This window comes from Actinomadura sp. HBU206391 (assembly GCF_014323665.1).
Taxonomy (GTDB): domain Bacteria; phylum Actinomycetota; class Actinomycetes; order Streptosporangiales; family Streptosporangiaceae; genus Actinomadura_C.
In genome coordinates, this window is the sequence record NZ_JABVEB010000007.1 from 42,225 (window position 1) to 65,171 (window position 22,947).

The 22,947-nt window shown below is 71.0% G+C and carries 26 protein-coding genes and 2 pseudogenes; 10 read left to right on the forward strand and 18 right to left on the reverse strand.

The genetic code is table 11. The features are described 5' to 3' along the window. Window positions 1-199: 199 nt before the first annotated feature. Window positions 200-571 (reverse strand): STAS domain-containing protein, encoded by a 372-nt coding sequence (locus HKK72_RS05385; RefSeq protein ID WP_187233112.1) that lies wholly within the window; start codon window positions 569-571, stop codon window positions 200-202. 220 nt (window positions 572-791) lie between these two features. On the opposite strand from HKK72_RS05385, the gene HKK72_RS05390 reads away from it, so the two are divergent. Further along, on the forward strand, window positions 792-1,343 hold the full coding sequence (locus tag HKK72_RS05390; protein WP_187233113.1) for a hypothetical protein: 552 nt from the start codon (window positions 792-794) through the stop codon (window positions 1,341-1,343). A 121-nt stretch (window positions 1,344-1,464) separates the two neighbouring features. On the opposite strand, the gene HKK72_RS05395 is transcribed toward HKK72_RS05390, so the two are convergent. From HKK72_RS05395 to HKK72_RS05410, 5 genes and pseudogenes are all read right to left on the reverse strand, one after another. Beyond that, window positions 1,465-2,616: a serine/threonine-protein kinase gene (locus tag HKK72_RS05395; RefSeq protein ID WP_187233114.1), complete on the reverse strand. Its 1,152-nt coding sequence runs from the start codon at window positions 2,614-2,616 to the stop codon at window positions 1,465-1,467. 15 nt (window positions 2,617-2,631) lie between these two features. Next, entirely contained in the window at window positions 2,632-2,904 is a 273-nt protein-coding gene (locus tag HKK72_RS42655) for a PQQ-binding-like beta-propeller repeat protein (protein WP_410050284.1), read from the reverse strand. Continuing rightward, window positions 2,823-3,395 (reverse strand): annotated as a pseudogene (locus HKK72_RS05400) (PQQ-binding-like beta-propeller repeat protein); the annotation flags it as partial. The gene HKK72_RS42655 and the pseudogene HKK72_RS05400, both read right to left, overlap by 82 nt. Beyond that, window positions 3,358-3,624 (reverse strand): annotated as a pseudogene (locus HKK72_RS42660) (PQQ-binding-like beta-propeller repeat protein); the annotation flags it as partial. The pseudogenes HKK72_RS05400 and HKK72_RS42660, both read right to left, overlap by 38 nt. Continuing rightward, window positions 3,606-3,857 (reverse strand): hypothetical protein, encoded by a 252-nt coding sequence (locus HKK72_RS05410; protein WP_222720360.1) that lies wholly within the window; start codon window positions 3,855-3,857, stop codon window positions 3,606-3,608. The gene HKK72_RS05410 and the pseudogene HKK72_RS42660, both read right to left, overlap by 19 nt. Window positions 3,858-4,712: 855 nt before the next feature. On the opposite strand from HKK72_RS05410, the gene HKK72_RS05415 reads away from it, so the two are divergent. Both HKK72_RS05415 and HKK72_RS05420 read left to right on the forward strand, forming a co-directional pair. Beyond that, on the forward strand, window positions 4,713-5,174 hold the full coding sequence (locus HKK72_RS05415) for a hypothetical protein (RefSeq protein WP_187233116.1): 462 nt from the start codon (window positions 4,713-4,715) through the stop codon (window positions 5,172-5,174). Further along, complete coding sequence (locus HKK72_RS05420; protein ID WP_187233117.1) at window positions 5,171-6,346, forward strand: zinc-dependent alcohol dehydrogenase; 1,176 nt, start codon at window positions 5,171-5,173, stop codon at window positions 6,344-6,346. The genes HKK72_RS05415 and HKK72_RS05420 overlap by 4 nt, the downstream gene beginning before the upstream one ends. An 80-nt stretch (window positions 6,347-6,426) precedes the next feature. On the opposite strand, the gene HKK72_RS05425 is transcribed toward HKK72_RS05420, so the two are convergent. Next, entirely contained in the window at window positions 6,427-6,807 is a 381-nt protein-coding gene (locus tag HKK72_RS05425) for a nuclear transport factor 2 family protein (RefSeq protein ID WP_187233118.1), read from the reverse strand. Window positions 6,808-6,912: 105 nt separating this feature from the next. Between HKK72_RS05425 and HKK72_RS05430 the strand changes: the two genes are divergently transcribed. Together HKK72_RS05430 and HKK72_RS05435 are read left to right on the forward strand one after the other, a co-directional pair. Continuing rightward, complete coding sequence (locus tag HKK72_RS05430) at window positions 6,913-8,292, forward strand: TrkH family potassium uptake protein (RefSeq protein ID WP_315987090.1); 1,380 nt, start codon at window positions 6,913-6,915, stop codon at window positions 8,290-8,292. Beyond that, window positions 8,285-8,947: a potassium channel family protein gene (locus HKK72_RS05435; protein ID WP_187233119.1), complete on the forward strand. Its 663-nt coding sequence runs from the start codon at window positions 8,285-8,287 to the stop codon at window positions 8,945-8,947. Before HKK72_RS05430 ends, HKK72_RS05435 begins: the two co-directional genes overlap by 8 nt. A gap of 149 nt (window positions 8,948-9,096) precedes the next feature. On the opposite strand, the gene HKK72_RS05440 is transcribed toward HKK72_RS05435, so the two are convergent. The 4 genes from HKK72_RS05440 to HKK72_RS05455 form a co-directional block, all read right to left on the reverse strand. Then, window positions 9,097-10,266, reverse strand: a complete 1,170-nt coding sequence (locus HKK72_RS05440; protein ID WP_187233120.1) for an acyltransferase family protein — start codon at window positions 10,264-10,266, stop codon at window positions 9,097-9,099. Next, the gene (locus HKK72_RS05445) at window positions 10,263-11,279 is read right to left on the reverse strand and encodes an alpha/beta hydrolase (RefSeq protein WP_187233121.1); all 1,017 of its coding nucleotides are present in this window, start codon (window positions 11,277-11,279) and stop codon (window positions 10,263-10,265) included. The genes HKK72_RS05440 and HKK72_RS05445 overlap by 4 nt, the downstream gene beginning before the upstream one ends. 133 nt (window positions 11,280-11,412) lie before the next feature. Further along, window positions 11,413-12,072 (reverse strand): response regulator, encoded by a 660-nt coding sequence (locus HKK72_RS05450; RefSeq protein WP_187233122.1) that lies wholly within the window; start codon window positions 12,070-12,072, stop codon window positions 11,413-11,415. 72 nt (window positions 12,073-12,144) lie between these two features. Further along, window positions 12,145-13,446 carry a sensor histidine kinase gene (locus tag HKK72_RS05455; protein ID WP_315987091.1) on the reverse strand — a complete coding sequence of 434 codons (1,302 nt, stop codon included), beginning with the start codon at window positions 13,444-13,446 and terminating at the stop codon, window positions 12,145-12,147. 393 nt (window positions 13,447-13,839) lie between these two features. Here HKK72_RS05455 and abc-f point away from each other — a divergent pair, with 393 nt between their 5' ends. After that, entirely contained in the window at window positions 13,840-15,477 is a 1,638-nt protein-coding gene (gene abc-f, locus HKK72_RS05460) for a ribosomal protection-like ABC-F family protein (protein WP_187233123.1), read from the forward strand. Window positions 15,478-15,500: 23 nt separating this feature from the next. Here abc-f and mscL read toward each other — a convergent pair whose 3' ends face one another. Beyond that, on the reverse strand, window positions 15,501-15,938 hold the full coding sequence (gene mscL, locus HKK72_RS05465) for a large conductance mechanosensitive channel protein MscL (protein ID WP_187233124.1): 438 nt from the start codon (window positions 15,936-15,938) through the stop codon (window positions 15,501-15,503). Between the two features lie 70 nt (window positions 15,939-16,008). Beyond that, entirely contained in the window at window positions 16,009-16,845 is an 837-nt protein-coding gene (locus HKK72_RS05470) for a class I SAM-dependent methyltransferase (RefSeq protein WP_187233125.1), read from the reverse strand. Window positions 16,846-16,915: 70 nt separating this feature from the next. On the opposite strand from HKK72_RS05470, the gene HKK72_RS05475 reads away from it, so the two are divergent. Beyond that, window positions 16,916-17,860: a LysR family transcriptional regulator gene (locus HKK72_RS05475; RefSeq protein WP_187233126.1), complete on the forward strand. Its 945-nt coding sequence runs from the start codon at window positions 16,916-16,918 to the stop codon at window positions 17,858-17,860. Window positions 17,861-17,928: 68 nt separating this feature from the next. On the opposite strand, the gene HKK72_RS05480 is transcribed toward HKK72_RS05475, so the two are convergent. Then, a complete protein-coding gene (locus HKK72_RS05480; protein WP_187233127.1) occupies window positions 17,929-18,579 on the reverse strand; it encodes a restriction endonuclease in 651 nt (216 codons plus the stop codon). Window positions 18,580-18,978: 399 nt separating this feature from the next. On the opposite strand from HKK72_RS05480, the gene HKK72_RS05485 reads away from it, so the two are divergent. The 3 genes from HKK72_RS05485 to HKK72_RS05495 all read left to right on the forward strand — a co-directional run bounded on the left by HKK72_RS05485 (window position 18,979) and on the right by HKK72_RS05495 (window position 21,043). Continuing rightward, complete coding sequence (locus HKK72_RS05485; protein WP_261986569.1) at window positions 18,979-19,884, forward strand: helix-turn-helix domain-containing protein; 906 nt, start codon at window positions 18,979-18,981, stop codon at window positions 19,882-19,884. A 260-nt stretch (window positions 19,885-20,144) separates the two neighbouring features. Continuing rightward, a complete protein-coding gene (locus tag HKK72_RS05490) occupies window positions 20,145-20,729 on the forward strand; it encodes an RNA polymerase sigma factor (protein ID WP_222720361.1) in 585 nt (194 codons plus the stop codon). Then, window positions 20,720-21,043 (forward strand): hypothetical protein, encoded by a 324-nt coding sequence (locus HKK72_RS05495; protein WP_187233129.1) that lies wholly within the window; start codon window positions 20,720-20,722, stop codon window positions 21,041-21,043. Before HKK72_RS05490 ends, HKK72_RS05495 begins: the two co-directional genes overlap by 10 nt. A 51-nt stretch (window positions 21,044-21,094) precedes the next feature. Here the strand turns inward: HKK72_RS05495 and HKK72_RS05500 are convergent, their stop codons facing one another. Genes HKK72_RS05500 through HKK72_RS05515 form a run of 4 tightly spaced genes read right to left on the reverse strand, consistent with a single transcriptional unit; the run spans window position 21,095 to window position 22,947 of the window. After that, window positions 21,095-21,451 (reverse strand): gas vesicle protein K, encoded by a 357-nt coding sequence (locus HKK72_RS05500; protein ID WP_187233130.1) that lies wholly within the window; start codon window positions 21,449-21,451, stop codon window positions 21,095-21,097. Next, window positions 21,448-21,765, reverse strand: a complete 318-nt coding sequence (locus tag HKK72_RS05505) for a gas vesicle protein (protein WP_315987092.1) — start codon at window positions 21,763-21,765, stop codon at window positions 21,448-21,450. Before HKK72_RS05505 ends, HKK72_RS05500 begins: the two co-directional genes overlap by 4 nt. Continuing rightward, window positions 21,750-22,544, reverse strand: a complete 795-nt coding sequence (locus HKK72_RS05510) for a GvpL/GvpF family gas vesicle protein (RefSeq protein ID WP_187233131.1) — start codon at window positions 22,542-22,544, stop codon at window positions 21,750-21,752. Before HKK72_RS05510 ends, HKK72_RS05505 begins: the two co-directional genes overlap by 16 nt. Further along, complete coding sequence (locus HKK72_RS05515; protein WP_410050285.1) at window positions 22,537-22,947, reverse strand: gas vesicle protein; 411 nt, start codon at window positions 22,945-22,947, stop codon at window positions 22,537-22,539. The genes HKK72_RS05510 and HKK72_RS05515 overlap by 8 nt, the downstream gene beginning before the upstream one ends.

The window sequence follows — 22,947 nt, forward strand, 5'->3', positions numbered from 1 at the left end:
AGCGGAAGCCCAACCACGCCGACAAACCCCCCGTATCAGTTTCGACTGCCCGGCCGAGGACAAGACCGCCGAGCACAAGACCACTGACCGGGCACGGCGTGGCCGCTACGCCTGGGATCATGCCCTCCTGCCAGCGGCGATAACCGGCACCCGATGGTCGGGCCGAGTGCCCGGGCGGTGTGGGGCGCCGCGGGTCCGGTCACCACGGCCGATCGGACTCGGTGAGATCCCGTGCGGCGTCGGCCAGGGTCGGATACGTGGCGACGAACCGGTCCAGGCCGGTCACCTGGAACACCCGGTTGACGCGGGCGCTGAGGCCGACGAGCGCGAGGGGGCAGCCGCGCTCACGTGCGTGCCGTTGTGCGGCCGCCGCGACGGCGAGCCCCGCCGAGTCGCAGAACGCGACGCCTGTCATGTCGATGAGGAGCGGTGAGGTGTTCTCGTCGAGCAGATCGAAGATCCGTGAACGCAGCCGCGGGCCCGTGTGAACGTCGATCTCTCCGGCGAGGATCAAGATGCGGCAGTCGAGACAGTCCACCAGGTTCGTTTCGAGGTGCATCCCGTACCTCACCAGAGCACATCGTCAGGTCACAGCAGTAACTCACCAGCATGGAGCGAGCACGCACAGTTGCCAAGTGACCTGGGCGAACTGGTCGCGCAAAGTCTCACCGTCACGGCGACCACGCGGCCGTTTAGCTCGTGCTCATGGGGAAGAGATGCGAGCGACATCAAGACGAGAGGTCGCGGCGACAAGGCGTGACATCCCATGGAGAGGACAAAAGGACATGCCGATGAGTGCGAACGAGAGCCGTAAGTCCGGCAAGTCGGTGAAGGACGGTCCGCCGTACGCCGATGAACTGATCAGCACCGGAGACCCGGACGCGGCCGAGACGGGTGTCAAGGGTCAGATGATAGGCCGCGCCAAGGAGAAGGCCGTGCAGGCGCGGGAGAAGGCCGACCAGATGCGGGAGAAGGTCGGCGACCAGGCCGGCCAGACCGCCGAGACCGTGAAGGTCAAGGCGGCGCACGCCGGAGAGCAGGTGCGCGACACGGTCGGCGACCTGACCGGCAAGGCGCGCGAGGTGGTCACGTCCGAGGACATCGCGCCCAAGGCGCGCCGCTCCGGAGCGGGGCTGGCCGCGGTCACCACCGCCGTGCTCGCCGTATGGGCATGGCGCCGCCGCCGCGCCCGCCGCAACGCGCGGCCGTGGGACAAGGCGTCCCGGCGGGCCAAGTCGCAGCTGCACACCGTGAGTGAGGGGACCAAGGCGAAGGCCAAGGCGACCAAGGTACGGGCCAAGGCGAAGGCCAAGGAGGCCAAGGCCAGGGCGAAGAGCCGGTGATCCTGTCGGCCCTCGGCGCGACTCGCCCGGAGGCCGCGAACGACCGCTGCCGGTGCGCGGGTCGAGCGCCGACGTCTCGGGACCGACCGCGAAGAGCAGGCCCCCGGCCGGCATGGGGCCGTCACCGAGGAAATCCGGCATCTCGAAGGTCCACAGCACCGTCGAACGCGGCCGGCGGCGCGCGAGGGCCGCGGCCGTCCCACCCACGGCCAGTGCCGCCGCCGTGGCCGCCCCGCCGATCAGGACGGCGCGGCGGCCGACCGGGCGACGCGGGGGCCGGCGCCCCGGGGGCGCTCTGCGGGAGGGGATGCGTGGCGAGGAGGGCGATCGTGGAGGCGATGGGCGGGGGCAGCCAGGCGAGACCCTGCGGCACCGTCTGCTGACCTTGATAAAGGCCCGGCTGCGAGACCTGGTGCGGGACCGCCGGGGGCGCCGGTTGCGGGTTCGGGTACGGACCGGCCGGTCGCCCGCCCGGATGCAAGAGCCTATCGACGAGCAGCGAGGCGGGGGGCCGCCGGTCCGGGTCCTTCTCCAGGCATTCGGCGATCAGCGTGCGCAGGCTCGGGTCCGAGACGGCCCCGAGGTCCGGCTGCTGGTGCGCGATGCGGTAGATGAGCTCGGGGATGGACCCGTCGCCGAAGGGCGGGCTGCCCGTGGCGGCGTAGGTGAGGACGGCGCCGAGAGAGAACACATTGCCCGAGGGGCCGGTGCCACCCGTGGTGGCCTGTTCGGGCGCCATGAACCGGGGCGATCCCACAGCGACCCCGGTCTGGGTGATGGTGGCGCTGTCGGCGGCCCGCGCGATGCCGAAGTCGATGACCCGCGCGCCGTCCGGGGTGAGCATGATGTTGGAGGGCTTCAGGTCCCGGTGCACCACCCCCGCCTGGTGGATGGAGATGAGCGCCTCGGCGAGGCTCGCGCCGAGCACGAGCGTGGCGGTGATCGGCAGCGGGCCGTAGACCGTCACCGCCTCCTCCAGTGACATGCCGGGCAGGAAGGTGGTGACCAGCCATGGCAATGGGGCCTCGGGGTCGGCGTCGATCACCGGTGCCGTGAACGCCCCGGTGACGGCGCCGGCCGCCGTCACCTCACGGCGGAACCGCGCACGGAAGTCCGGGTCGCCCGCCAGCGCCGCGTGGATCACTTTCACGGCCACTGTGCGTCCACCGGGGGAACGACCGAGGAACACCTCGCCCATCCCGCCGTCGCCGATCCGGGCGAGCAGCAGATGGCTACCGATCTGCCGTGGGTCGTGTGGCCGCAGAGGCTCCATCGGCTCTCCCGTCGCTCATTCGGCGGTGGGCGGCACGGTTCCCGTCCCGCCCTTGATGTCGAGGGCGTAGATCACGCCGTCCTTGCACGAGACGTAGACGGTCCCGTCCGGCGCCGCGGCCGGACTCGACGTGATGCCCTTCGCGGTCTCGTACCTCCACACGGATCGCCCGGTGGCCGGATCGACGGCGTACACGTGCCGTCCGAGAACGCGCCGCTGCCGAAGCAGACCAGCCCGCCCGCCATGGTGGCACTCGACTCGATCGAGCCGCCGGTCCGCAGCTGCCACCGCATCGAGCCGGTGACCGCGTCGAGCGCGAACATGCCGCCTTTCCAGTCGCCGACGTGGACGGCGCCGTTCGCGACCAGTGGGCGTGCGGTGATCGGTCCGCCGGTCCGGTAGGTCCACCGGCGTTTGCCCGTGGCGGCGGTGACCACGTGCAGTTCTTCGCCCTGGAAGTTCCCGCAGTAGACGAGACCGTTCGCGAGCGCGATGTTCTTGGGGGTCCTCAGCTTGTACGTCCACCTGACGCGGCCGGTAGCGGTGTCGAGTGCGTACAGTGCGTCGTCGGGCAGGTAGATGACCCCGTCGGCCACGGCGAAGTCGCTGCCGATCGCCTCCTTGGTACGACGCCGCCACCTGACCGCGCCGGTCGCGGCGTCGAGTGCGGTCAGGTATCCGCCCTTTGAACCCGGCGAAGACGTTGCCCATCTGGCTCGCGACGTAGACGATGCCACGGGCGACGACCGGGGCGGCGGGGATCTGGGTTCCCGCGTCATATCGCCATCTCAGCCGGCCCGTGCGGGCGTCGAGCGCGAAGAGGCCGCCGTCCAGGCCGCCCGCGAAGACGACACCGCCGGCGATCGCGGGGGCCGCGGACACGTCCACGTTCGGTGCCGAGATGCGATGGCGCCAGCGGACCCGCCCGGTGCCCGCGTCGAGCGCCAGCAACTGGCCCTTGCCGCCGCCGATGTACACGCTTCCGCCCGCTACGGTCGGATCGGAGATGAGGTACGCGCCCGCGTCGTGCTTTCACCGGACCTTTCCCGCACGGGTCGGCGCCGGAACCGCGCCCGGAAGTTCTGATCGACGGCGAGGTTCGCGTACACCAGCTTGAGCGCCACCGGCAGACCGGCCGGCGAACGCCCGAGGAAGACCTGGCCCATACCGCCCGCGCCGAGCCGCGCCAGCAGCACGTACCGGCCGACGCGGTCCGGGTCATCGGGCCGCAACGCCTCCATGCGCGCTCCTCTCGCGTGGGGTCCGCGGATGTCCGCGCGTGCCCGCGGGCGTCCGTGTACTCGCGTGGTCCGGTGGGTCCCCGGTGCGTCTCGGATGGATCGTGCCTTGCCGCGTCGATCGGCGGCTCGCGAGCCGCCGCTTCTTCGGCGTCGGTCGCGTCCGCGTGCACCCGGCAGCTCAGAAGATAACGGTCTGACCGGGCCTGTCGCAGGCCATGGCTTCGTGCGGCGGCCGTAAAGGTTTCTCGTGGACGCCGAGTCTCGCGTGACTCGCAGGTCGGCGGGGGTAGGGCACGTGGCACCGGTCGATCTCGAGTCCGACGACAACACCCGAGCGGCCTGCTCGCAATCACGCCGACCCCAGAAACCTGGGCGCCGGTCCAGTCCACGACGCGCACGAACGGTTTCGAACGCATGCAACAGCGAATGCAGGGGCGGCGCACGGCCGCCGAGCGAACGTCTCATGACCGAACATCACGAGATGGCCGGTCCGGATCCGAGGTGGGCATCCTCGGCATCGCACTCACGTTGATCGAACGGGTGATCACCCGGATGGCCGGTCAAGAGGAGGGCGAGTCGCGAAGAGCCGTCTCGAGGAGAACGGGCGGCACCTTGTGGACAAGGTCCGCCATGAGGGGGACGAGGTCCGCCAAGAAGGGGGCAAGGCCCGGCCTCTGGGGGAAAGGGTCCGCGACGAGGGGGACAGGGGCCGCCCTGCGGGGAAGGCGCCCTGCGGCGAAGCGCACCGGGGGCGTCTCGATGCGCAAGAGAGGCATCTCCCGGGGAGCGGGAGCCGGGAAAAAGGGCATGACCTCGCCGAGAGCCCGAGCGCGCGCCCCGAGGGGAGGGGGCGACATGAGACGTCTGGTCGGCCTCGGGCTGCTGGCGATGGGCGCCGGTGCGGCTCGGTGGTTGACCTCGCGTACCGCTCAGCCCGGAAGGGACCGGTCCGGCAGAAACCGCTGGATGATGGTGACGATCAATTGCGCGCCCGAACGCCTGTCGTCGCGAGCCGATCTGCCCGAGCCGATCGCACGGCTCGGAGACGCGGTGGACATCAAGATCGCTCGTGCTCCGGGCGACCGCGGCACCGAACTCGGCGCACGCCTGCGCGAGGCGCCGCCCTCGGGGATGAGCGGCATCGCGTCGCGCATCACCGGCGACGACCCGCGCCGTACGGTGGCGAAGGCGCTTCGCCATTCCAAGTCATTGATCGAGACGGGAGAGGTGATGCGTCCGGACTGGCCGCCGTCGACGCACCCCACCCCCACCGGAAAGCTACTGGAGCTCGCGGGCCGGCGAGGAGGGCGACTGTGAAGGCGCTGTGCTGGGAAGGCGTGAACAAGCTGGCGGTCGAGCGCGTGCCGGACCCGCAGATCCTGAACGACCAGGACGCGATCCTCAAGGTCACGTTGACCACGACCTGTGGTTCGGATCTGCATCTGATCAACGGTTTCATCCCCACCATGCGCGCGGGCGACGTGATGGGGCACGAGTTCATGGGCGAGATCGTCGAGGTTGGCCCGGGAGTCCGCCGCCGCAAGGTGGGCGATCGCGTTGTGGTGTGCTCGTTCATCGGCTGTGGGCGCTGCTGGTACTGCACGCACGACCTGTGGTCCCTGTGCGACAACACCAACACCAACTGGGAACTGGCCCAGGAGGTCTTCGGATTCGAGACCGGTGGCGTCTACGGCTATTCGCACGCCATGGGCGGGTACAAGGGCAGCCATTCGGAGTACATCCGGGTCCCGATGGCCGACTACGGCACCTTCCCGGTGCCCGACGGCGTGAACGACAAGGACGCCCTGTACGCGTCCGACGCCGCTCCGACCGGCTGGATGGGCGCCCATCTCGGCGGGGTCGAACCCGGTGATGTCGTCGCGGTGTGGGGGGCCGGCGGGGTCGGTCAGATGGCGGCCCGTGCCGCCGGGCTGCTCGGCGCCGACCGCGTGATCGTCATCGACCATCTGCCCGAGCGGCTGGCCATGACCGAGCAGTACATCGGCGCGGAGACGATCGACTTCTCGCAGACCGACGTCGACGCGGAACTGCGCGAACGCACGGGGGGCCGGGGGCCGGACGTCTGCATCGAGGCGGTCGGCATGGAGGCCGTCAGCAAGGACATGAAGTACGCCTACGACAAGGTCAAGCAGCAGGTCCACCTGCCACAGGAACGGCCGATCGCCCTCCGCGAGGCCATCCGGTCCTGCCGTAAGGGCGGATCGGTGTTCGTCCTCGGAGTCTTCGGCGGGCTGGCCGACAAGTTCCCGCTCGGCATGCTGATGAACAAGGGCCTGACCGTGCGCGGAGCCCAGCAGCACGGCCACCGGTACATCCCCATGCTGCTCGAGCGCATCGCCGCGGGGGAGCTGTCCACCGGTCATCTCGCCACTCATGAGATGTCCCTGGACGAGGCCCCCACGGGCTACGAGCTGTTCAAGTCCAAGAAGGACGGCTGCGTGCGCGCGGTGTTCCGCCCGCACGGCTGAGCCGACCACATGACCACCAAGGCCACGTGGGCCACGTGGACCTCGCGGCGGGCGTCCTGGCCAGGACGCCCGCCGCGCGTTCAGCCGGCCGCGAGCGGGGTCTGCTGGTGGATCGCCATCTTCAGTTCGCCGTCTTCGCGGACGTAGACGCTGCTGATGAGTGCCGTATAGGGCGGCTCGCCGTCCCGCTGCGCCAAGGCACGATAGGTCAGCACAGCGGCATCACCGCCCAGCGCCGTCGAGTGCGTCTCGGTGAGCAGGAACCGGGCCCATGGCGGCGCCTGTTCCATCGCGTTGATCGAGGCCTCCCGTCCGAGCGTGCCGATCGGGAGCACCATGTAGGCGTCGGCCGAGAGCCGGTCGCGGTAGAAATCACCGCCCGTGCCGGACGACAGCGCCGTCCACCCCTGGCCCTCCAGATCGAGCAACCGATCATGCAGGTCGTCACCGGGTCCCTGCATTCCGTCCTCCTAGGCAAACGTGCGCGTTGTACGGTGTGCAAAGTATGCCGGAAATGGGGCGGCTCCTCCGCCTGACCTCGCTCGGGGGGGTGCCGCATCCGCGCCGTGGGTGGCCGATCGGGTGGGCGTACGCGCATCGTGGTGGGCGCGGCGACGTTGGACCGGTTCAACCATCCGGCCCAGGTGGTCGTGTCCGCATTCGGCGCGGCCGTTCTCATCGGCACCGGTCTGCTCTCCACGCCGTACGCGACGACGTCCGGTGAACCGGCTCGCCTGCTCGACGCTGTCTTCACCGCCACCTCGGCCGTATGCGTCACGGGGCTGGTGACCGTGGACACCGACACCCACTGGTCGGTGTTCGGTGAGCTCGTCATCGCCGGGCTGATCCAGATCGGCGGGCTCGGCATCATGACGCTCGCCACGCTCTTCGCCGTGCTGGTGTCGGGCCGGCTCGGCCTGCGCGCGAGGCTGGTCGCGCAGGCCGAGACCAAGACGCTGAGCATGACCGACCTGCGCCGGGTCGTACGCAAAGTGGTGATCTTCAGTCTCACCTCGGAGGCGATCGTCGCGACGGTCCTCACCGCGCGCTTCGTGTTCGGATACGGCGAGCCGTTCGGGCGGGCGGCCTATCTGGGCGTCTTTCACGCCGTCTCCGCGTTCAACAACGCGGGCTTCGCGCTGTGGTCCGACAGCCTCGTGCGGTTCGCCGCCGACCCCTGGATCTGCCTGACCATCGCGATCGCCGTCATCGTCGGCGGGCTCGGCTTCCCGGTGGTGTTCGAGCTGCTGCGGTTCGGGCGCAGGCCGGCGGGCTGGTCGATGCTGACCAGGATTACCTTGGCCGTGACCGTCACGCTGCTGACCGTGGGCACCCTGGTCATCACGTCGACCGAGTGGGAGAACCCTAGGACGCTCGGGCAGCACCCGGGCCCGGCCCGGTTCCTGGTCGGCTTCTTCACCGCGGTGATGCCCCGGTCGGGCGGTTTCAACAGCATCGACATCGGCCAGATGCGCCCGGAGAGCTGGCTGGTCACCGACGTGCTGATGTTCATCGGGGGCGGCAGCGCCGGGACGTCCGGGGGCATCAAGGTGACCACCGTCGGGCTGCTGGCCTTCGTCGTCTGGGCGGAGATGCGCGGCGACACCCGGGTCAACGTCGGGCGGCGGCGATTGCCCGACGACACCCAGCGCCAGGTCGTCGCCATCGCCCTGCTGGGCATCGGACTCGTCGTCGGCGCGACTTACACACTGCTGGCGATTGTGCCGCACAGCCTCGACCAGGTGCTGTTGGAGGTGGTGTCGGCGTTCGGCATCGTCGGGCTGTCGACGGGCATCACCGCCGACCTGCCGACGGCCGGGCACATACTGCTCATCGCCCTGATGTTCGTCGGCCGCATCGGTCCCCTGACCCTCGCCTCCGCGCTCGCGCTGAGGGAGCGCGGCCGCCGGTACGAACTACCAGAGGAGCGTCCGATCGTTGGGTGACATCGGAAACGACCCGGTGGTGGTGATCGGCCTCGGCCGGTTCGGCACCGCCCTCGCGCTGGACCTGGCCGCCCGCGGCACCGAGGTGCTCGCCGTCGACAACCGGTCCAAGCTCGTGCAGAGCCTGTCCGGAAAGCTCACGCACATCGTCACGGCCGACGCCACTGATATAGACGCTCTGCGTGATCTGGGTGTGGCGGAGTTCTACCGTGCGGTCGTCGCGATCGGCAGCGACCTCGAGGCCAGCATCCTCACCACGTCACTGCTCGTCGAGCTCGGTGTCGACGACATCTGGGCCAAGGCGGTCAGCCATCAGCACGCGCGCATCCTGGAACGCGTCGGTGCCCATCACATCGTGCTCCCCGAGCACGACATGGGTGAGCGGGTCGCGCACCTGGTGAGCGGCCGGATGCTCGACTACGTCGAGGTGGACTCGAACTTCGCCCTGGTCAAGACCCGGCCGCCGAAAGAGCTCGTGGGCGTGCCGCTGGGCGAGACCAAGCTGCGCAGCAGACACGGGGTCACGGTCGTCTGCGTCAAGAGCCCGGGCGAGGAGTTCACCTACGCCGCCACCGACACGGTCCTGCAGTACGGCGACGTCATCGTGGTCGCCGGTCCCATCGGCAAGGTGGAGCGATTCGCCGAGCGAACCTGAACCAGAAGCCCTGCTCGTCACGCCCCCAATGTCATTGCCCCCCGTCCCGTCCCCCGATGGCCGGTGCGCCCCCCGTCCCCCGTCCCGCGTCCGCGAACAAGTGCATGATCACGGCGGTGGGTCCCGCCAGCGCCTCTCTCCGTCCGTGATCATGCACTTGTGCGCGGCCCCCTGGCGTTCGGCCGCTCGACGCGGTGGAACAACGCCCACAACCCGGCCAGCGTCAACGCGAAGACGGGCAGCCACGCCAGCCGGCACAGCACCCACGCCGGGCCGTCGGGCGCGTCGTGCAGGCCGGGGAGCGTGCCCGCGGCGAGGCCGGTCAGCGTGACGAGCATGAGGGCGGTCTGGTGCCAGCAGAACACCGTCATCGCCGAGAGGTTCGCGAGCGCGACCCCCGCCCACGCCATGGGCCTGCGCATCCAGCGGGCCAGCCGGTCGCGGACGAGCAGGGCCAGGCCCACCTGCGCGACACCGAAGGTGACGGCGGCCAGCGTCGGCGGGTTGAGGTTGGAGATCGCCGCGCCCGGCACGCCCACCATGCTGGCCGGATACCCGCCCCACGCGACCAGCGCGGCGGTGCCGGCGGTGCCCGTGACGAGCATTGCGACGGCGATGCGGCGGGACTCGAGTGCGCCGTTCGCCCACGCGATGCCGAGCAGGTACGGCACCAGCCAGCCCGCGATCACGTTGATCCAGCCGAGCCAGGCGGGCCCGTCGAGGCCGAACCTCGCCAGGTCGACCGCGGCCACCACGGCGGCGGGGACGATGGCCGCGTACGGCCCCGCCCGGTGTGGCAGCAGGTGTAGCAGCGGGGTCAGCGCGGTGAGCACGGCGTAGACGCACAGGAACCACAACGGGCTGAGCACCAGCTTGAGCAGCGGAGCCGGGGGCAGCTCCGAGGTGATCAGTCCCAGCGTCATGGGGATCCAGGCGACCAACAGCACCGCGACCGGTCGGGAGAGCCGCAGCATCCGGACCCGGATCCATCCGATGTACGGGCGCCGCAGCCCTCGGGTGGCGGTGTATCCGCCGACGAAGAAGAAGACGGCGAGAGTCTGCAGGGCCCAGGACACGGGGATGAACGCCGGCATCGACGACAGCGGGCTCTCCGCGTGCAAACGGGTAGCGCCGTTCCCGCCGATGGGCTCACCCGCCACGAGCGCGGTGACCGTCCAGTGGCCGAGCACCACGCCGAGAATGGCAATGGCGCGCAGCGCGTCGACCGCGCGGTCGCGATGCTCGGGCGTCGCGGCCTCGATCCTGCCGGCGAGTGCGGCGACCCGGCAGCGCCGGGCCGGCGTGAGTCCGAGCGTCATCGGGTCACCTCCGCGCCCCGCCCGAGGGCGATCAGCGCGAGGTTGCGCAACGCGACACCACCCGGCTCGAGATAGTCGCTGTGGCCGCCGTCCCCGGTCGCGAACGGCCGGGCGCCGAACCCCCGCGACGTGGGGTCGGCGCCGAAGCCGACCCCGAGAACGCGGACCTTCGGGACGTACGCCATCCAGTCGCCGGCCGCTCGTCCTGCCCACACATGGGCACCGGTGTGCAGGTCGCGGGCCGAGCGGACGGCCAGGCCGGGGCTGCCGAACACCGCGAGGTCGGCGACACGCACCCGCCCGGCGGCGCGTGCGCACACGACCGAGCCGTAGCTGTGGCAGAGCAGACTGATCCGCACCTGGCCCGTTGCCGTTCCGCCGCCGTCCCGCGAGCCGTGCACCGAGGCGTTCACCGAGCCGTCCCGCGAGGCGTTCACCGTGCCGCTCGGCGAGCCGTTCAGCCATCCGGTCAGCCGCCGCAGCGATCGGGCGCCCCGGTCGGCGCGCCGGGTCGTCGCGACGTCGAGGCTGAGCGTCTTCGGCGGCTCGTACCCGAGCCATGCGATCACGGCGAGCCCCGAGCGCGGATCGATGCGCCGCGCCTCGGCCAGCACCGCGCGGGCGCCGCCCCCCGGTGTGGCGGTGCCGCGCGAGTCGAAGGTGGCCGGGCCGGTGTCGGCCCCCGGGACGAGAACGGCGACCCGGCGGGCCGCCGCGAGGTCACCGATCACCTCGACCGCCTGGTGCTCCCCGTACGCGAGGAACCGGCGTCCGGGCGACGCCAGCGCGCTCAGCCGCTCGGCGGTGGTGCGGTCGCCGGCGGTCTGTGCGGCGCGCGCGTCCTCGGCGATCGATCGCCGGGTCTCGGCGTACCGCTCGTTCAGCGCGGCACGGGTGAGGGCGGGGAACGGCCGATCCACGGTAGGCGTACCGGATCGTGCGTCGGCCAGGTTCGGGAGTGCGAAGCCGCTCGCCGTGACCAACGTCGCGAGAACCACTCGGCCGTGTCGCATGGGGGTCCTTCCTGTTCAGCCGGGGTTCTCCGGCTGATCAGGAAGCTATGGATCGGGCCCGCTGATCCGAGTCCCTCCGCGGAGTGGACCTGTGGCTACCCCGCAGGGGCCAGATGGGCCAGATGGGCCAGGGTCAGTCCCCGGGCCGGACCAGCTCGGTCTCGTAGGCGTACACGACCGCCTGGGTGCGGTCCCGCAGGTCGAGCTTCATGAGGATGCGCCCGACGTGGGTCTTCACCGTCTGCTCGGCCACGACCAGCGTGGCGGCGATCTCGGCGTTGGACAGCCCACGTGCGATCAGGCCGAGCACCTCGGTCTCGCGTTCGGTCAGGCTCTCCACCCGCTTGCAGCTCGGCGCCCTCGGCGTGCCCAGGCGGGCGAACTCGGCGATGAGCCTGCGCGTCACGGTGGGCGCCAGTAGCGCCTCGCCCGCCGCGACCACGCGGACGGCGTTCGCGAGTTCCTGTCCCGACGCGTCCTTGAGCAGGAAACCGCTCGCGCCCGCTCGCAGCGCTTCGTACACATAGTCGTCAAGGTCGAACGTGGTGAGCACCAGCACCTTCGGGTGGCCCTCTTCGGCGGTGATGCGCCGGGTCGCCTGCAGCCCGTCGAGCACCGGCATCCGTACGTCCATGAGGATCACGTCGGGGCGCAGCTCGGCCGACCTGGCGATCGCCTCGGCCCCGTTCGCGGCCTCGCCCACGACCTCCATGTCGGGCTGGACGTTCAGCAGAATGGAGAAGCCGGAACGCACCATCCCCTGGTCGTCGGCCACCATCACCCGGATGCTCATGTATCCCTTCCTCTGTGTTCCTTTGGTCTGGGTCCCTTTTCGGCTGGGTCGTCCTCATGCCGAGCGGGCGCCCTACCCCGAGGCGGAGGGTTCCGGGCGGCCCGGGCCGGTCCACGGCAGGGTGGCGGTGACGGCGAAGCCGCCGCCCGGCGTGGGCCCCGCGACCAGGTCACCGCCGAGCATTACCACCCGTTCGCGCATGCCGACCAGGCCGTGCCCACCGCCGGCGGCGGCGACCGGTGACGGCGCGTCCTCCTGCGCCGGCCCGGGCCCGTTCACCACCCGCAACGTCAACGTGCCGGGACCGTACGCGACGTCCACGTCGACCGACGCGCCCGGTGCGTGCTTCATGACGTTGCTCAGCGCCTCTTGCAGGATGCGGTACGCGGACAGGCTCACTCCCTGGGGGAGCGCCGTGGCCTCGCCGCGCACCGACGCCGTCACGCTGACGCCGCCGTTGCGGGCGGACGCGACGATCTCGTCGAGGCGGTCCAGCCCGGGCTGCGGCACGGTCTGCGGGTCGTGCTCCGTGCGCAGCACCCCGAGGATCCGGCGCAGTTCGGTGAGCCCTTCGAGCGCGCAGGACCGGATGTCGGCGAAGCTCTCCGCCAGCTCCTGCGGCGGGTCGGTCACCTTGTACGGCGCGGCCTCGGCATGGATGGCGATCACCGACATGTGGTGGGCGACGACGTCGTGCAGCTCCCGCGCGATGCGCTGCCGCTCCTCCAGCACCGCACGCTCGTCCCGGTGGCGGTTTTCCTGCTCGACCAGCTCGTCCTGAGCCAGGCGCCGGCTGCGGACGTTGATGCCCACCAGGACCGGCGCCGTCACAACGATCACGACCGCGATGAGGTTGTGGGGGGCGAATCCGATGCCCGCAGCCAGGCAGATGGTCCACGCGACGGTGGTGACCAGCCGGTCATATCGGGCGGCGAGCGTGTAGAGGCAGTAGAGCTGCACGAGGACGCCGACCGTGAGGAACGGGGCGCCGAGCAGTTCGCGGGCGACCCCGACCGTCCACAGGTCGGCCGTCGCCGAGAGCGTCCATGCCAGACCGGGCAGGCGGTCGCGGAGCAGCAACGGCATGGTCATCGTCGCCACGAGGAACAGCAGCGTGAAGTTCGGGTACGGATCGCTGTACCTGAGGTTCGCGGAGTCGAACTCCCCGTAACCCGTGGCCAGCAGGATCAACGCGAGCACGACGTCGAAGGCGACGACGAGATCGATGCCGAACCTGCGCCGCCTGGATCGGTCCGGGGACTCGCCCGCCGTCAACACCGCACGGCCCACCGGCCTCAGCGCCCACAGCACGCGGGGGGCGCCTGCCCGGTGGCGGGTGGCCTCTCCCTTCCGGGCGCGCTCGGTGCTGGTCACGGGTCCAGGCTAGAGCGCCCCACTGCCGGGTTCGTGCCGCTACCGGATGATTACCCGGTAGCCCTCAGGTAGGGGGTGCTTCGTTGAGTTGCGGCGTGTCGTTGGTGCGCACCGCAGTGACACCAACGACACGCCGCAACTCAAGAGCCACCCGCGGCTCCGCGGACGGCCCGACATCGGTGGATACCGACTACCATGGTGTGCTGCGAGTGATCGGGAACAAGGGAGACCAGACGTGGCGGGTGACGACGACATCTCCGGGTGATACCGGAGATGATCGGCCGCTGGCAGGCGCGCGGGAGCGCTGCCGCCGTGGCCATGCCGTCATTCCATCCATCCTTTCCCTGCTGGGCGGCCCCCGGCGCGCCCGCATCACACACGAGGTCTTCGCGCATGTCCGATGCGTTCATCATCTGTTCCCATCTCTCCTTCTCCTGGCCCGACGACACCCCGGTCTTCCAGGACCTGTCCTTCACCGTGGGCGGCGGCCGTACGGGCCTCGTCGCGCCGAACGGCGCCGGTAAGAGCACCCTGCTGAAGCTGATCGCCGGCGAGTACCGGCCCGGTGGCGGGACCGCGTCCGTCGAGGGGGTGCTCGGCTATCTCCCGCAGACCCTGCCCCTCGTCGGCGACCTGACTGTGGGGGAGGTCCTGGGAATCGCGCCGGTGATCAGGGCACTGGACGCCATCGAGTCCGGAGACGCCAGCGAGGAGCACTTCACCACGATCGGCAGCGACTGGGACATCGAGGAGCGCACTCGTGCCGAGCTGGACCGGCTCGGCCTCGGGGACGTCTCCCTCACTCGGCGCCTGCACACCCTGAGCGGTGGCCAGGTCGTCTCGCTCGGCCTGGCGGCACAGTTGCTGAAGCGGCCCGACGTCCTGCTGCTCGACGAACCGACCAACAACCTCGATCTCGACGCCCGCCGCAAGCTCTACGGCGTACTCGAGGAGTGGAACGGCTGCCTGCTGTTGGTCAGCCACGACCGGGCACTGCTCGACCGCATGGACCGGATCGCCGAACTCGACCGGGACGAGATCCGCTCCTACGGCGGGAACTTCACCGAGTACGAGGAGGCCGTGCGCGCCGCGCGTGAGGTCGCCGAGAAGAACGTCCGCAACGCCGAGCAGGAGGTCAAGCGGGAGAAGCGGGAGATGCAGCAGGCCCGCGAGCGGGCCGCACGCCGGGCCGGCAACGCCGCCCGCAACATCAAGGACGCCGGCCTGCCGAAGATCGTCGCCGGGGCGATGAAGCGCCGCGCCCAGGAGTCGGCGGGCAGGTCGAACGAGACGCACGCCGCACGGCTCAGCGATGCCAGGGCCCGGCTCGACGAGGCGGGCCGTGCTGTGCGCGACGAGCAGAAGATCGCGCTTGAACTGCCCGGGACCAACGTCCCCGCCGGACGCACGGTCTTCCTCGGCGAACGGATGCGGGTCGGTTACGGTGAGCAGGCGATCTTCACCGGGGAGGGCGCCGACCTGGCGATCCGGGGCCCCGAGCGGATCGCCCTGACCGGCCCCAACGGCTCCGGCAAGTCCACCCTGCTACGCGTGATCAACGGTGAGCTGGTGCCGGAGGGCGGCGGGATCAAGCGGGCCGACGGCCGGGTCGCCTACCTGTCCCAACGGCTGGACCTACTCGACCTCGACCGCACGGTGGCGGAGAACCTCGCCGCGTTCGCGCCCGGGATGCCGGAGGCGCAGCGGATGAACCTGCTCGCCCGCTTCCTGTTCCGGGGCTCCCGCATTCACCTCCCGGTCGGGGTGCTGTCCGGCGGCGAGCGGTTGCGCGCCACCCTGGCCTGCGTGCTGTGCGCCGAACCCGCACCGCAGTTGCTGCTGCTGGACGAACCGACCAACAACCTCGACCTGGTCAGCGTCGGCCAGCTCGAGAGCGCGCTCAGCGCATACGAAGGCGCGTTCGTGGTGGTCAGCCACGACGAGCGGTTCCTCGCGGAGATCGAGGTGAACCGCTGGCTGCGGATCTTCGAGGGCCGGCTGCTCGAGACGGGGCCGCCCGACGGCGACTGAAGGACGTACGGCTGGGTGGTCGGCTATGAGCTCGGGACCGGCTCGGGGTCGCTCGGCTTCTCGGTGGCGGGTGTGATGGGCGCGGTGCACTCGGGGCAGCGGCGTGCCTCGATCGGGATGCTCCGTGTGCACTCGGGGCAGTCGCGCTCGGTCTCGGCCTGGTCGCGTTCGAAGAACCGGAGCACCCGCGCCACCGGCAGCACGACCACGAAATAGATCACCGCTGCGGAGATCAGGAAGGACAGCACCTCGGTCAGGAAGGCGCCGTAGGTGAACCGGGAGTCGCCGATCGTGAAGGCGAGATGGGCGAGGTTGGGCTGGCCACCGGCCAGGGACAGCAGCGGGGTGATGAAGGACTGCACGAACGCCTTGACCAGGCTGGCGAACTGCGTACCGATGACGACCGCCACGGCCAGATCGACCAGGTTGCCGCGCAGAAGGAACTTCCTGAATCCACTCATGGGCCCAGAGGTTTCCAGAAAGGGCGCCTTTTACCCTGCCTTTGCAGATCTTGCCGGCCGTCGAATCGCCTCAGACCGGCCGGTGGGCCAGTAGCCTCAGCCCGACCGCGGCAAGGGTGCCGTCCCGGACTCGCCGCCGTTCGATGTCCCGCAGAGTGCCGAGCAGGCCCGCGCCGGCGTCGCCGGTGAGGAAACCGCCGAGGTAGCGGTGCAGGTACGGGCCGCGGGTGACCTCGCCCAGTTCGAGTTCGGCCGTGATGGCGTCGATCATCACCGCGCCCGGATGCATCGGGTCCTCGTCGCGGTGCCGGTGCGTCCATCGCCGCAGCGGGTCGGCGATCCGGTCGTCGTGCACGCGTGAGCGCAGCATGTGGCAGTCGCCCAGCAGCGCGGCGGTGTCGTAGAACCACGCGGCGGTCTGGTGATCGGCCCGGTCCCAGGCGAACTCGTCGGCGATCAGCGTGCCCCCGGGCCTTAGCAGGGCCCGTACGCGTGCCATCGCGCGGGACAGGCTCTCGACGTGGTGGAGCGACAGGGAGAACAGCACCACGTCGAAGGGCTCGTCGTCATGGTCGGCGATGTCGGCGCGCGTCACGGGGGCGCCGCGCGCCTCGGCGGCGGCCACGGCCTCCGGGTCGGTGTCGATGGCCGTGACCTCGTAACCGAGGGCGCTCAACGCCACCGCCAGCTCGCCGCGTCCGCAGCCGGCGTCGAGGATCCGGGCGGGCGGTGGCGGCAGCCGGTCGGACAGGAACGTCAACTGCTCGGCGAGCCCGACCGGGCCGGCGTCGTCGGGCGGGGCGTCGGTGGACGGGACGGGGGTGGCGGGCGGAGAAGTGGGGGGAGGCGAGGTGGCGGGCGCTTGGTCGTCCGATCGGGTGGACGGGATTCTCGCTGGGCGGCTCATGCGTCCAGCATTCGGCGCATCCGGTATGAGCACAACTGCAGGTTCATTGGATCTGCCATACGCTCCATGCATGCTCGACACGTGGTCTCTACGGGTGCTGGTCGAAGTGGGGGAGCGGGGCTCGTTCTCCGCGGCCGCCGATGCCATGTCGCTGACCCAGCCGGCCGTGTCCCGCCAGATCGCGGGACTGGAGCGGCGGCTCGGGGTGCGCCTCTTCCAGCGGGTTCCGCGCGGGGTCCGAGCCACCGCCGCCGGCGAGGTGGCGCTGGACTCGGCTCGTGAGGTCCTGGCGCGGCTGCGGGCGATGGAGTCCCGGCTCACGGCCTTCGCCCACCTCGAGACGGGGCGGCTGCGGCTCTCGGCGTTCTCCAGCGCGAACACGTTCTTCGTGCCCGAGGCCGTACGCCGGTTCGGCGACGCCCACCCCGGGGTGACGCTCAGCCTGCTCCAGGCCGACCCGGCCGGTCCCGTGGCGGCGGTCCGCGACGGGCGCGTCGACGTGGCGCTGGCGACGGCCTGGGACCTGCCCGGCGCTCGCGGGGACGCGGGAGACGAACCGGCGCCGGACGACCCCAGGCCGGCCGAGGACGTCGAATCGATCCCGCTGCTCGACGAGGAACTCCAGGTGGCCGTGGCGGCCGATCACCGGCTGGCGCGGCACGACCGGGTACGGCTACGCGACCTGCGGGAGGAGACGTGGATCGAGGGAGCGCACCCGGACTGCCTCGGCCCGGTCGCCGATCTCGCCGACGCCCTCGGCGGTCCACCGCGCATCGGGTTCACCTGCGACGACTGGAACGGCAAGCAGGCCCTCGTCGCCGCCGGCGCAGGTGTCATGCTCGTGCCCACGTTGGCCGGGCCCGCCATGCGCCGTGATGTCATGCTGCGCGCCGTCACCCCGGCGCTGCCGTCCCGCCGGCTGTACGTTGTCGCGGCGCCGCCGCCCTTCCGCGCGCCGGCGGTCGCGGCGATGCTGACGATCCTCGTCGCGCTCGCCGCCCGGCACCGGTCCTGAACGGTCATGGCGGCTTCCGCTCGCGTGCGGCGGGACGCGATGACCGGATCACGGCCTGACCGGATGGATCAGAGCCTGAGGGGTTCGCCGTCCATCCAGCCGGCGAGGCGGTCGCGGTCGACCAGGACGAGCCGGTTCTCGGCCTCCGCGAGCGCCGGGCGGGTGAAGGTGCTCGAAGTGACCAGGACGCCGACGTGCCCGGTGTAGGCGCCGTGCACCGCGCCGACGAGGTTGCGCACCCGGTCGGCGCCGACGGTGCGCATCTGGCGTTTGCACTGCACGGCGATCTTGCGGCCGTCGGGGGTGCGGGCGACGACGTCGGCCCCTCTGTCGCCGCTCCGGCCGATCCTGCTGACCGCCCTGTAGCCGTCGCGGCGCAACAGGTCGGCGACGAACTCCTCGAACATCGGCCCGCTCATCTCGTCGACCCGGTCCAGGTGCCCGAGCCGCCGTAGCCGGGTCTGCAGGGCCCGTGCCCGCTGCCTCTCGGTGACGACGGCGACCGCGCCGACCACGGCGAGCACGAGCACGACGACCGCGACGGTGACGACCTGCCACTGGTGGGCGGCGACGAACCCGGCGACCGCCCGCGTGACCGTGACGATCAACCACCCGGCGGCGACCCCACCGGCCAGCGCGGTCGCCGCGAGTCCGGCGACCATGAGCGGCGGTGTGCCCCTCGGCGTCGGGCGGGGCCCGGTCGGCTCGGGGGTTGCCATGGGATGCCCTCCAGCGGCCCGTCGGCTGAGCCTCAGAATGACACGGGCCGCGGGCAACGGGCGGTGACCGGGTTCGGCCGCGGAACCTCGTTCGTACGGCAATGCCCATCCGCTGGTCTTGAGTTCCTCCAGGGTGGGCCATTTCTGCCGGTCCCGGTCGCGCGTGGGCGGTGCGACGCCGGAGGCGGCGGGATCGTAGGTCGGTGGCGGTGGGCGGGACGGTGCGCCTGAACGTGTGCGCGCCGGCGACTCGCGCGGTGTCGACCGGCGCGCACACCCTCACCTCTTCGGCAGATCTGGCCGTACGCCACAATTTCGGTGACAGGAATTTCACCTCGTCGCCGCACGCCGCCGTTAATGTGGGAATTGCACATCTGGCGGCATCGAAGGGGAGCGAACATGATCACCGTTCGGGCCGCGGCGATGCCGCCGGGTGGGCAGGTCGGCGAGTCGCAGCACTCAGGACCGACGATGTCGCGGATGCTGCTCGGCGCGCAGCTGCGCCGATTGCGCGAGGCCGCGGGCGTCACCCGGGAGGAGGCCGGTTATGCGATCCGGTCCTCCGAGTCCAAGATCAGCCGGCTGGAGCTCGGCCGGATCGGCTCCAAGCCGCGGGATGTGGCCGATCTGCTCACTCTGTACGGCGTGGGCGACACCGCCGAGCGCGCGGTGCTGCTCGCCGTGGTCGAACAGGCCAACAAGCCGGGCTGGTGGCAGCCCTACAAGGATGTGCTGCCCGGCTGGTTCGAGGCCTACCTGGGGCTGGAACAGGCCGCGTCCCTCATCCGCACCTACGAGGTGCAGTTCGTTCCCGGGCTGCTGCAGACCGAGGCCTACGCCCGGGCGGTGATCCGGCTCGGCCACGAGGAGGTCTCGCAGCGGGAGATAGAGCGCCGGGTCGAGGTGCGGATGCGCCGCCGACGGCTGCTGCGCGAGCCGGACGGGCTCAAGCTGTGGGCGGTACTGGACGAAGCGGCGCTGCGGCGGCCGTGCGGCAGCACCGCGACCATGCGGGCCCAGTTGGAGCATCTCGTCGAGATGGCCGAGCTCCCCCACGTCACCCTCCAGGTGATGCCCTTCAGCGCCGGCGGCCACGCCGCGGCGGGCGGGCCCATCACGATCCTGCGCCTGCCCGGTGGCGAGCTGCCCGATGTGGTCTATCTGGAACAGCTGACCACCGCCGTCTACCTCGACAAACCGGTCGACACCGAGCACTACTGGCACGTGATGAACCAGTTGGGCATCGAAGCAGAGCCGCCGGCCGAGACCACGGAACTCCTGCGCCGGATGCTCCGAGAGTTCTAGGGCGCGTCCCGTAGATTCCGCGGGTGCGTGTGCCAGGTCAAGAACGGGATCGCGGAGCCAGATGCGGATCGAGGCGTCGTTGATGGTGTCCTCGAGGCGTTGAGGGTCGTCGCCGACGGCGATGAGCCGGGCTGCGGCGGGGCGGGCGAGGGCCGAGGGGGGCGGATCCGACCGGCCGGAGAAGGCCGTCCGGCCCGGACGGCCGCCGGTGACGTGGTCGTATGTGCGTTTTTTGTCCTATTCCGGGCATGTTTCCGCAGGTGGGGACTGAAGTCAGCCCGACGGGGGTGGCACCTGCGGGCAGCGGCAGCGACGACACCGTCCTGGCGGCGCGAGCGCGGCAGGGAGGGCTGGACGCCTTCGAAGAGCTGTCCCGCCGCCATTACCGCGCCCTTTACCGGGTCGCGCTGCGCATGCTGGACGACACGCGCGACGCCGAGGACGCCACCCAGGAGGCCTTCGAACGGGCCTGGCTCGCGCTGCCGGCCTTTGAGGGACGAGCGGCCTTTCGCACCTGGATCTATCGCATCTTGACCAACGTCTGTCTCAAGAACCGCCAGCGGCGGCGTCACGTGCTGTTGTCACTCGACGAGGCCAGAGACGCCCCCGACACTCCGCAGGACGAACCCGAGGCGATCGTCGAACGGGCCGATCGCGACCGTGCCCTCCGCCGCGCGATCGCGGCCCTTCCGCCCGAACAGCGCTCTCCGCTCGTCCTGCGCGAGTACGCCGGCTGCTCCTACCAGGAGATCGCCCAGATCCTGGGCATCACCATGCCGGCCGTTCGCGGCCGGCTGCACCGCGCTCGCGTCGAGCTGATGGAGGCGATGCGCCCGTGGGTGTGACCATCGATCTGCGTGATCCCGGTGTCACCCGACTGGCGACGCGGGTGCTGGACCGGCTGGCCGCGCACGCCGCCGGACGGGTGCGTGGAGTGCGGAACGTACGCGCGATCACGCTGTCGCCGCCGTCGCCGGAGCGCCCGGTCGTTCGGGTCGGCCTCGTGATCACCGGCGACCATGGTGTCCACCTCCCCTCGCTTACCGAGACGGTCAGCGGTGCGGTGCGGGCCGAGCTCCAGCGGCACTTCCCCGGCTGCGCCGTCGCCGTCGCGGTCGACGTCGCGGCACCGGCTCGCGTCTCTCACAGAACGTCGTAGAGGCTCGCACAACGTCGGCGAACATCGCAGAGGGCGGGAGCGCGCGGTCGCTCATTCGGGCGGAAGCAGGGTGCCGAGCGGGCCGAGGTCGAGGTTCAGGTCTCGCCGGTCGATGTCGAAGCGCTCCTGGAGCCCGGTCATCGCCTCCTCCAGCCGCATGAGCGCCAGCCCGAGTCGCTCCACCTGCTCGTCGGAGAGATCGCCGGTGTCGACCCTGCGCAGAGCCTGGCGCTCCATGAGCTGGCGGACCAGCTCGACGACGGTGAGGACGAGCCGTACGAGATCGCGCTGCACCGCATCGGGATCGGTCTCCAGCCGGTGGGGCAGCCGCCGGACCTCACCCCGGGTCACCTCGGATGACCGCCGTGGCCCGGCGGCGTCGCGGCGGCGGGGTCGGGGGGTGCTCACGGCGGCGTCTCTTCCCGTGACCGTGCGGGCCGCCGGTGCTCGTCCAGCCGGGTGAGGGCGCCGACCTCACCCCCGATCCTCTCCATGTCCGGACGAATCGACTCCATTTCGGGACGAATTGACGCGATGATCGCGCGGAGTGAGATCCGTACGAGATCGACGTCCGCGATCGAGATCGTGATGTCGCCGGTGATCACGACACCGCCTGCCAGCAACCGGTCCAGCAGGTCCACCAGCGCGACGCGTTCGCCTCGCGCGAGAGCCGATCGCTTGGGCGGCGGCGGTACCGGAATTCCGGTCAGCGTTCGGTCCACGGCTCCTCCTCGGTGGCGAAGGAGTACGGCGCCCACGGTCCGGTCAGCTCCAGCCGGACCCCGGAACGGAGCCCGGCGAGCCGGGTCACGGCCGTGCGGAAGTCGTCCGCCCGCGCGTCGTCGACGAGGTAGGCCGCGTTGAGGATCATCCAGCCCTCATGCCCGGACAACTGCGGGTCCTGGGGCGGATGACTGCGGCTCGTGGCCGCGAGGCCGCGAAGCTCGGAGTCGATCTGGTCGGCGCAGGCCGCCGCCTCCTGGTGCGCCTTCTCCTCGGTGTTCTGCTGTGCCCGGCGGCGCAGGAGGTAGGCGGTTCCGGGGCTGCTCTGCCCGGCGTCGTCGCCCGTCCGGCCGCCGGTCCTGAACTCCTCGGGGTCGGCGTAGGCCTTCACGCCCCATTCGGTACGCCCGGTGATCCGGTCCAGGGCCTCGGTGAACTCCTCGCCGCGCTCGCGCAGCACCTCTCGCACCCGCTGGTCGCTCCGGTAGACGGTGACGAGCCGCAGCGGCAGTGTGACGGCGAGGGCCGCCATGACGTCGACGACCGAGTGGTGAGCGCGCGCCGTCGACTCGAGCCAGCGGAGATCCTCCAGATTGCGGCGGAGCGCCTCCTCCCCGAACTCCGCCAGGTCGACGGTGCTCACCAGTGCCGTGAGGCCGGCATGCTCGACCGCCCGGACGGGCGCCCCGGCGACGCCGCCGATCCCCTCCATCGCCTTCGTCACCTGATCGGGAAGGCCACGGCTGACGGCGTAGACATAGACCCCGGTCTCAGTCACGAGGATCCTCCTCGGCGGGCGCCCGCGCCCGGGTGACCCGCCGCTCCCGCCGCTCGGCCGGCGCCCGGCCCCGGTCGACGCCGGCCTCCAGCGCGGCGACCCGGTCACGGAGCTCGCGGTTCTCCCTCTCGATCTCGCTGCCGCGTGAGGAGAGCGTGGGATCGCGCTCCCACCAGTCGATGCCCATCTCCTTGGCCCGGTCGACGGACGCCACGATCAAGCGCAGCTTGATCGTCAGTAGTTCGATGTCGAGCAGGTTCACCTGGATGTCGCCGACGATGACGATCCCCTTGTCGAGCACCCGCTCGAGGATGTCGGCCAGGTTCGCTGACTCGGGGCGCTTCACCGGTGTTGGAGGCCGCCCGTAGCCGCCGGTCCCGCCGATCCGGCTCGGTTGCGTCAC

Excerpts from the sequence above, each read along its gene's own strand:
- HKK72_RS05395 (WP_187233114.1), bottom strand. The coding sequence starts at position 2,616 with ATGGAGCCTCTGCGGCCACACGACCCACGGCAGATCGGTAGCCATCTG.
- abc-f (WP_187233123.1), top strand. The coding sequence starts at position 13,840 with ATGTCCGATGCGTTCATCATCTGTTCCCATCTCTCCTTCTCCTGGCCC.
- HKK72_RS05485 (WP_261986569.1), top strand. The coding sequence starts at position 18,979 with ATGATCACCGTTCGGGCCGCGGCGATGCCGCCGGGTGGGCAGGTCGGC.
- HKK72_RS05410 (WP_222720360.1), bottom strand. The coding sequence starts at position 3,857 with ATGGAGGCGTTGCGGCCCGATGACCCGGACCGCGTCGGCCGGTACGTG.
- HKK72_RS05480 (WP_187233127.1), bottom strand. The coding sequence starts at position 18,579 with ATGGCAACCCCCGAGCCGACCGGGCCCCGCCCGACGCCGAGGGGCACA.
- mscL (WP_187233124.1), bottom strand. The coding sequence starts at position 15,938 with ATGAGTGGATTCAGGAAGTTCCTTCTGCGCGGCAACCTGGTCGATCTG.
- HKK72_RS05445 (WP_187233121.1), bottom strand. The coding sequence starts at position 11,279 with ATGCGACACGGCCGAGTGGTTCTCGCGACGTTGGTCACGGCGAGCGGC.
- HKK72_RS05475 (WP_187233126.1), top strand. The coding sequence starts at position 16,916 with ATGCTCGACACGTGGTCTCTACGGGTGCTGGTCGAAGTGGGGGAGCGG.
- HKK72_RS05450 (WP_187233122.1), bottom strand. The coding sequence starts at position 12,072 with ATGAGCATCCGGGTGATGGTGGCCGACGACCAGGGGATGGTGCGTTCC.
- HKK72_RS05470 (WP_187233125.1), bottom strand. The coding sequence starts at position 16,845 with ATGAGCCGCCCAGCGAGAATCCCGTCCACCCGATCGGACGACCAAGCG.
- HKK72_RS05415 (WP_187233116.1), top strand. The coding sequence starts at position 4,713 with ATGAGACGTCTGGTCGGCCTCGGGCTGCTGGCGATGGGCGCCGGTGCG.
- HKK72_RS05390 (WP_187233113.1), top strand. The coding sequence starts at position 792 with ATGAGTGCGAACGAGAGCCGTAAGTCCGGCAAGTCGGTGAAGGACGGT.
- HKK72_RS05440 (WP_187233120.1), bottom strand. The coding sequence starts at position 10,266 with ATGACGCTCGGACTCACGCCGGCCCGGCGCTGCCGGGTCGCCGCACTC.
- HKK72_RS05425 (WP_187233118.1), bottom strand. The coding sequence starts at position 6,807 with ATGCAGGGACCCGGTGACGACCTGCATGATCGGTTGCTCGATCTGGAG.